The sequence below is a fragment of the Lentibacillus sp. genome, assembly GCF_035301675.1.
Taxonomy (GTDB): Bacteria; Bacillota; Bacilli; order Bacillales; family Amphibacillaceae; genus Lentibacillus.
Genome location: NZ_DATGTT010000037.1, coordinates 1 through 6,435 on the forward strand (window position 1 = coordinate 1; position 6,435 = coordinate 6,435).

Sequence of the window (6,435 nt, forward strand, 5' to 3'; positions counted from 1 at the left end):
GCATCGCGGCGGTTTTAGCCGATCTGCCCCACTGGCCGCAGGAGATAAAGGAAACACGATGAACGTAAGTGAATCGCTGTTGACTTATCGGACGGAGGTGAAGGAAGTCACGCTAGTCGCTGGGCGCTGGAGCCAGACGTAGCTATTTTTGATAAAGCATTCGTAGAGCCAAAAATTTCTTTCTTATATTAATTAAAAAAGACTGCCATTGAAAGCAGTCTTCCTCGTTAATCTTCTTCACTTTTTTCAATAAATCTATCCGGCACAAAGAACTCGATGTGCTGCTGCAGGTTTGTAAATTTACCCGGCAGCAATCCGCCGTATTCTCCATCAATGTTCAATTGCATCTTATCATCGGTTTCAACACTGATATGTTTCGCCTGTGTATACAGGATCCGTTTATCCTCAAGGTGGGCACCCCTTACGGCCAAACTCGCGATGCGGACAAACTCGGCCAGATTCATTTTCTTTAAAATTAACAAATCAAAATAGCCATCATCCAGGCGTGCATCAGGTGCCAGTTTTTCATAGCCGCCGACGGAGTTAGTGTTGGATACGAGAAACAGCATAATATCTTCATCCAAAATAGTACCATCATATTCAATACGTGCCCGGGTCGGCTTGACAGACGGAAGCATTTCAATCCCTTTCACATAATAAGCCAAATGCCCAATCATTGTTTTAAGCTTGCTCGGCACTTCATAGGTGAGTTCCGTCAGTTTGCCGCCCCCAGCAATATTCATGAAATAGTGGTCATTTACCCGGCCAATATCCAGAAGCATCGATTGGCCTTCCAAAATAATCTCTGCTGCCTTTTCAATGTCCCGGGGGATGTACAGGGCCCTCGCAAAATCATTGGTCGTTCCGGTCGGGATAATCCCAAGCTTTGGGCGGAACTCCTGCTCCGCCAAACCATTAATGACCTCACTGATTGTGCCGTCACCGCCAACTGCAACAACGAGTTCAAAACGCCGTTCAACAGCAATTTTAGCTGCATTTATGGCATCGCCTTCTCCTGTGGTGGCATGTGCCGATGTTTCAAATCCGGCAACTTCAAACCGCTCCAATACAGTAGCCAGTTCCCGTTTAAAGGCTTCCCGCCCGGATGTCGGATTATATATGATGCGGGCTTTCTTCATGTTACTCCCCCTCACAGAAACGCAAATCAATTTTTGCACCCAGCCTATATCATAGCGTTTTTCATTCCAAATGAAAAGCCATATGGAACAGAGGAGCTTATACCGTGTGTCCCAATCACCGAAAAATGATGGACTACTGCCGTAAATTGGCAGTAGTCCTGGGATGTTTGTATGGCTTTCAGTTTCGATACAACGGACGAAAATTCTCGACGTTTGTTTGGCGTTTTCTCCGTATTACCGATTATCGATCTCCTGCTGCAAAATCTTGTTGACCATCGGCGGGTTTGCCTGACCTTTTGTTGCTTTCATGACCTGGCCGACAAGATATTTGATGGCACGGTCTTTTCCGTTTTTATAGTCAATTATTGATTGCTCATTTTCATCGAGCACTTTCGTGATAATTTCAGTCAGCTGACCTTCATCGGTAATTTGTACAAGGCCTTTTTCCTTAACAATTTTCTCCGGGTCGCCGCCGTTTTCTACGAGTTCCGCGAAGACTTTCTTGGCGATCTTGGATGAAATTGTACCATTCTCAATCAGCTTGATCATGGCAGCCAGTGCTTCCGGTGTCAAAGCAAGTTCGGGCAGCTCTTTGTAATGCTTGTTCATGTACGCTAAAACATCACCCATCAGCCAATTGGAAGCCTGTTTGATATCGGCGCCGTGATTGACAGCTTCCTCAAAGAAATCGGACATTTCCTTGGAACTGGTCAATACAGCGGCATCGTATTCGGGCAGCTCCATTTCATTGATATAGCGCTCTTTCCGGGCATCCGGCAGTTCAGGTATTTCGGCGCGGATGCGTTCTTTCCATTCATCGTCAATATAAAGCGGCACTAAGTCCGGTTCCGGGAAATAACGGTAGTCGTCTGACCCTTCTTTGATGCGCATAAGAATTGTTTCTTTTGTTTTTTCATCGTAACGGCGTGTTTCCTGCAAAATTTCGCCGCCTGAAAGCAGCTCTTTTTCCTGACGCTTCTCTTCAAATTCAAGTCCTTTTTGCACAAATGAGAATGAGTTCAGGTTCTTCAGTTCTGTCTTGACACCGAATTCCTCCTGCCCGATCGGACGGATGGATAAATTGGCATCACAACGAAGTGAACCTTCTTCCATTTTACAATCGGACACACCGGTGTACTGAATGATATTTTTTAACTTTTCCAGATAGGCATATGCCTCTTCAGGCGTGCGAATATCCGGTTCCGAAACAATTTCAATCAGCGGGGTGCCCTGGCGGTTGAAGTCGACAAGCGAATGACCGTCATCCTGGTGATTCAGCTTACCGGCATCCTCCTCCATATGCAGACGGGTAATCCCGATCTGCTTCTTTTCACCATTTACCTCAATCTCAATCCAGCCGTTTTCGCCGATTGGCTGATCGAACTGGGAGATTTGATAGGCTTTCGGGTTGTCCGGATAGAAGTAGTTTTTCCGGTCAAATTTTGTATCAGTCGCAATGTCGCAGTTCAGTGCAAGTGCTGCTTTCATTGCATAATTAACCGCTTCTTCGTTCAATACCGGTAAAACACCCGGATATCCGAGGTCAATCGGGTTGATGTTCGAGTTTGGCTCATCACCAAAAGCGTTGGGACTTGGACTGAAAATTTTCGATTCCGTTTTTAGTTCGACGTGTACCTCAAGTCCGATTATTGTTTCAAAGTTCATGATTTGGCACCTCCCAATCGAGGCCGTTTTGTATGATGGTCAGTTGCTTGTTCATATGCATGTGCCGCGCGATAAACGGTGCCTTCGTCAAACGCATTGCCGATGATTTGCAGACCAATCGGCAGCCCATCTTCTGAAAAACCACATGGCACGGAAATCCCCGGAACACCTGCCAGGTTAACCGGAATCGTCAAAATATCATTGGCATACATGGTCAATGGATCATCAACCTTCTCGCCGATTTTAAAAGCCGGCGTTGGTGCCGTTGGTCCGATGACAACATCATAATCCTTTAGAATGTTATCAAAGTCATTTTTGATCAGCGTCCGTACTTTTTGGGCTTTTTTATAATAAGCATCATAATAACCGGAGCTAAGCGCGAACGTTCCCAGCATAATCCGGCGTTTGACTTCATCACCGAATCCTTCGCTGCGGGAATAGGTGAACATATCCATCATATTATCCGCTTTGTCTGAACGCACACCATAACGGACACCGTCAAAACGGGCCAGGTTAGCAGAGGCTTCAGATGATGCAAGCAAGTAGTACGCTGAGACAGCATATTTGGAATGCGGCAGAGAGACTTCTTCCCACTCAGCACCAAGTGATTCGTAAACTTTCAATGCGCTCATGACTGCCTCTTTTACTTCCGGTGCGACACCTTCAGCAAGATATTCTTTTGGTACGGCAATTTTCATTCCTTTAACATCGCCTGTCAGCTTATCCGTATATGAAGGCACATCAACATTTGCACTTGTTGAATCCATTTTATCGTGGCCTGAAATAACCTCCAGAATTCGTGCGTTGTCTTCCACACTGCGGGTGATCGGGCCGACCTGATCAAGTGATGATGCAAATGCGACTAGGCCGAAACGGGACACCCGTCCATATGTCGGCTTCATACCGACAACACCGCAAAACGATGCAGGCTGACGGATTGAACCACCTGTGTCAGAACCGAGGGCAAACAGCACTTCACCGGCAGCTACTGATGCTGCCGAGCCGCCGCTGGATCCGCCCGGTACATAATCCGTATTCCATGGGTTGCGGGTTGGCGTATAGCTGGTATTTTCCGTTGATGAGCCCATGGCAAATTCATCCATGTTCAACTTTCCAACCGTAACGGTTTTTTCGGCATTCAGTTTTTCGATAACCGTTGCATTGTACAGCGGATCGTCAAAGTTTTTCAGAAACTGGCTCCCGCACGTGGTCCGCATTCCTTTGGTGACGATATTGTCTTTAATGCCGGCAGGAATGGCAAACAGCCGTGCATCTTTATCCGGAGCGGCATCCAGTTGTTTTGCCTGGCTGCGGGCATGTTCTTCATCAAGTGTTAAAAATGCCTGAACCTGACCATCGACTTCATGAATGCGATCATATGAAGCATCAACCAGGTCTTCTGCCGAAATTTCTTGTTTATGTAACATCTCTTCCAATTGTTTGATGCTGTGGTCAAATAGTGACATCTGTTTCCCTCCTTACTCCAGAATTGACGGCACACGGAAATAACCTTCCTGTTTGTCCGGTGCATTTTTTAATGCTTCTTCTTGTGAAATCCATTCTTTCGGCTCGTCCCTGCGCAGAACATTTTTTAAATCCAAAACATGCGTTGTCGGCTCTACATGCTCTGTATCCAATTCGTTTAATTGTTCAGCGTACTCAATAATCGAACTCAGCTGATCGGTAAACATATCTGCTTCTTCTTCGGAAATGGCAAGCCGCGCCAAGTTGGCAACATGCTTAACCTCATCTTTTGAAATATCAGCCATTCCGGGCACCTCCTTAAAAATGATTTTATCTTACTTTTTATTACAGTTATAGTTATCTAAAGACACTATTGATAATAGCAGAATTTGCCGGCATTAAGCAAATGAACAGAAAAAATCCGCTTCCTTGAAAAATGAAGAAAAACGGATTTAATCCTTAAGCATATAAATTACACATTGAATTTTGACAAGGCTTCATCATATTCAGCTTCGACGCTTGCCTTAGGTTTGCCTGCCTTACTGACAGCAATAGCCAGAATCAGGTTGAGCAGAAATCCAGGAACAATTTCATACAGGTCGAAAATACCGCCTGACAGAATACCTCCCCAGACTATGACTGTAGCGGCACCGGCCAAGATCCCGGCAAACGCGCCATTACGGGTAAAGCCTTTCCAGAATAACGCCAGCAAAATGGTCGGCCCGAATGCCGCACCAAACCCTGCCCAGGCATAGCTGACGAGCTCAAGCACACTGCTTTCCGGATTCATAGCAATAATCGCAGCGATCAATGCAATGATCAGGGTCGCAATCCGGCCAACCCATACCAGTTCCTTATCGCCTGCTTCTTTCTTAAAAATAGCTTTATAAAAGTCTTCGGCAACTGCTGAAGACGATACAAGCAGCTGTGAGTCGATTGTACTCATAATTGCTGATAGAATCGCAGCCAGCAGAATTCCGGCAATCACCGGATGGAATAACAATTGCGAAAAAGCAATAAAAATTTTCTCCGGGTCTTCAAGCATCTGAACGCCATCTTGCATGATAACAGAAATGCCAAATTCACTTAAAACATTTACATCCTGTGTACTGATGAATGCCAGCCCGACAAACCCGGTAAATATGGCGCCGTATAAGCCGAGAACCATCCAGGTTGTGCCAATGAAACGTGCCATTGGAACATCTTTTGGCGACCTTAACGCCATAAAACGGACGATAATGTGCGGCTGTCCAAAGTAACCAAGCCCCCAGGCCAATGATGAAATAATCGCTATCACACCGACCCCTTCGATCATATTCAAATGGTCAGCGCTTATATCCCCGACAGCCTGGACAGCGGTATTCCAGCCGCCCATCTCGTTAATTGCTATAATCGGGACGACAATTAATGCAAGAAACATCAAACTGCCCTGAATGAAGTCTGTCCAAGCAACCGCCAGGAAACCACCCAGTAAGGTATACGAGACGACAACAATTGTTCCGATCCACAAAGCCGACTGATACTCCAATCCAAATGATGCCTCGAACAATTTTGCTCCAGCCACCATTCCGGATGATGTATAAAATGTGAAAAACAATAATATAACGAGTGCAGAAATAATTCGAAGAACGTGAGAATTATCTTTAAAACGGTTCTCCAAAAAATCCGGAACCGTGATGGAATTATTTGAAACCTCCGTATAAACCCGCAATCGTTTTGCCACAAATTGCCAGTTCAAATACGCGCCAATCGACAAACCAATCGCCATCCATGCTTCAGCAAGACCTGCAGCATAAACGGCACCCGGCAATCCCAACAAGAGCCACCCGCTCATATCGGATGCGCCTGCACTTAGGGCGGCAACCCCTGGGCCTAATTTACGTCCGCCCAGAACGTAGTCGGACAGATTGTTGGTCATCCGGTACATGATGATACCGATTACAAGGATTCCAATAAGATAGACGATAAACGTTATCAGTGTTGCCTGCCCCATTTATTTATTCCTCCCCTCCGTAAATAATGTAATAATCGAAAGCAATATAACAACTGGCATCGGGATAAACATCCACATCCATGTTGCGCCGGAAATTGCATATTCCATTATTAACCCCCTTTCTGAATAGTGCCATTATACCATATGTTTCACTTCTTGAAATAATTATTTACA

The 6,435-nt window shown here is 45.6% G+C and carries 5 protein-coding genes; all 5 read right to left on the reverse strand.

Annotation, left to right across the window (positions count from 1 at the left end; genetic code table 11):
* Nucleotides 1–227: 227 nt before the first annotated feature.
* The 5 genes from VK097_RS05875 to putP all read right to left on the reverse strand — a co-directional run bounded on the left by VK097_RS05875 (nucleotide 228) and on the right by putP (nucleotide 6,261).
* Nucleotides 228–1,139 carry a diacylglycerol kinase gene (locus VK097_RS05875; RefSeq protein ID WP_324210881.1) on the reverse strand — a complete coding sequence of 304 codons (912 nt, stop codon included), beginning with the start codon at nucleotides 1,137–1,139 and terminating at the stop codon, nucleotides 228–230.
* Between the two features lie 234 nt (nucleotides 1,140–1,373).
* A complete protein-coding gene (gene gatB, locus VK097_RS05880) occupies nucleotides 1,374–2,804 on the reverse strand; it encodes an Asp-tRNA(Asn)/Glu-tRNA(Gln) amidotransferase subunit GatB (RefSeq protein WP_324210882.1) in 1,431 nt (476 codons plus the stop codon).
* Complete coding sequence (gene gatA, locus VK097_RS05885; protein ID WP_324210883.1) at nucleotides 2,801–4,270, reverse strand: Asp-tRNA(Asn)/Glu-tRNA(Gln) amidotransferase subunit GatA; 1,470 nt, start codon at nucleotides 4,268–4,270, stop codon at nucleotides 2,801–2,803. The genes gatB and gatA overlap by 4 nt, the downstream gene beginning before the upstream one ends.
* Nucleotides 4,271–4,282: 12 nt before the next feature.
* A complete protein-coding gene (gene gatC, locus VK097_RS05890; protein WP_324210884.1) occupies nucleotides 4,283–4,573 on the reverse strand; it encodes an Asp-tRNA(Asn)/Glu-tRNA(Gln) amidotransferase subunit GatC in 291 nt (96 codons plus the stop codon).
* A gap of 167 nt (nucleotides 4,574–4,740) precedes the next feature.
* Complete coding sequence (putP, locus tag VK097_RS05895) at nucleotides 4,741–6,261, reverse strand: sodium/proline symporter PutP (RefSeq protein WP_324210885.1); 1,521 nt, start codon at nucleotides 6,259–6,261, stop codon at nucleotides 4,741–4,743.
* Between the last annotated feature and the right edge of the window lie 174 nt (nucleotides 6,262–6,435).

What these genes read in the sequence shown, in the direction of transcription:
- gatA (WP_324210883.1), bottom strand. Translation starts at nt 4,270, where the DNA reads ATGTCACTATTTGACCACAGCATCAAACAATTGGAAGAGATGTTACAT.
- gatB (WP_324210882.1), bottom strand. Translation starts at nt 2,804, where the DNA reads ATGAACTTTGAAACAATAATCGGACTTGAGGTACACGTCGAACTAAAA.
- putP (WP_324210885.1), bottom strand. Translation starts at nt 6,261, where the DNA reads ATGGGGCAGGCAACACTGATAACGTTTATCGTCTATCTTATTGGAATC.
- VK097_RS05875 (WP_324210881.1), bottom strand. Translation starts at nt 1,139, where the DNA reads ATGAAGAAAGCCCGCATCATATATAATCCGACATCCGGGCGGGAAGCC.
- gatC (WP_324210884.1), bottom strand. Translation starts at nt 4,573, where the DNA reads ATGGCTGATATTTCAAAAGATGAGGTTAAGCATGTTGCCAACTTGGCG.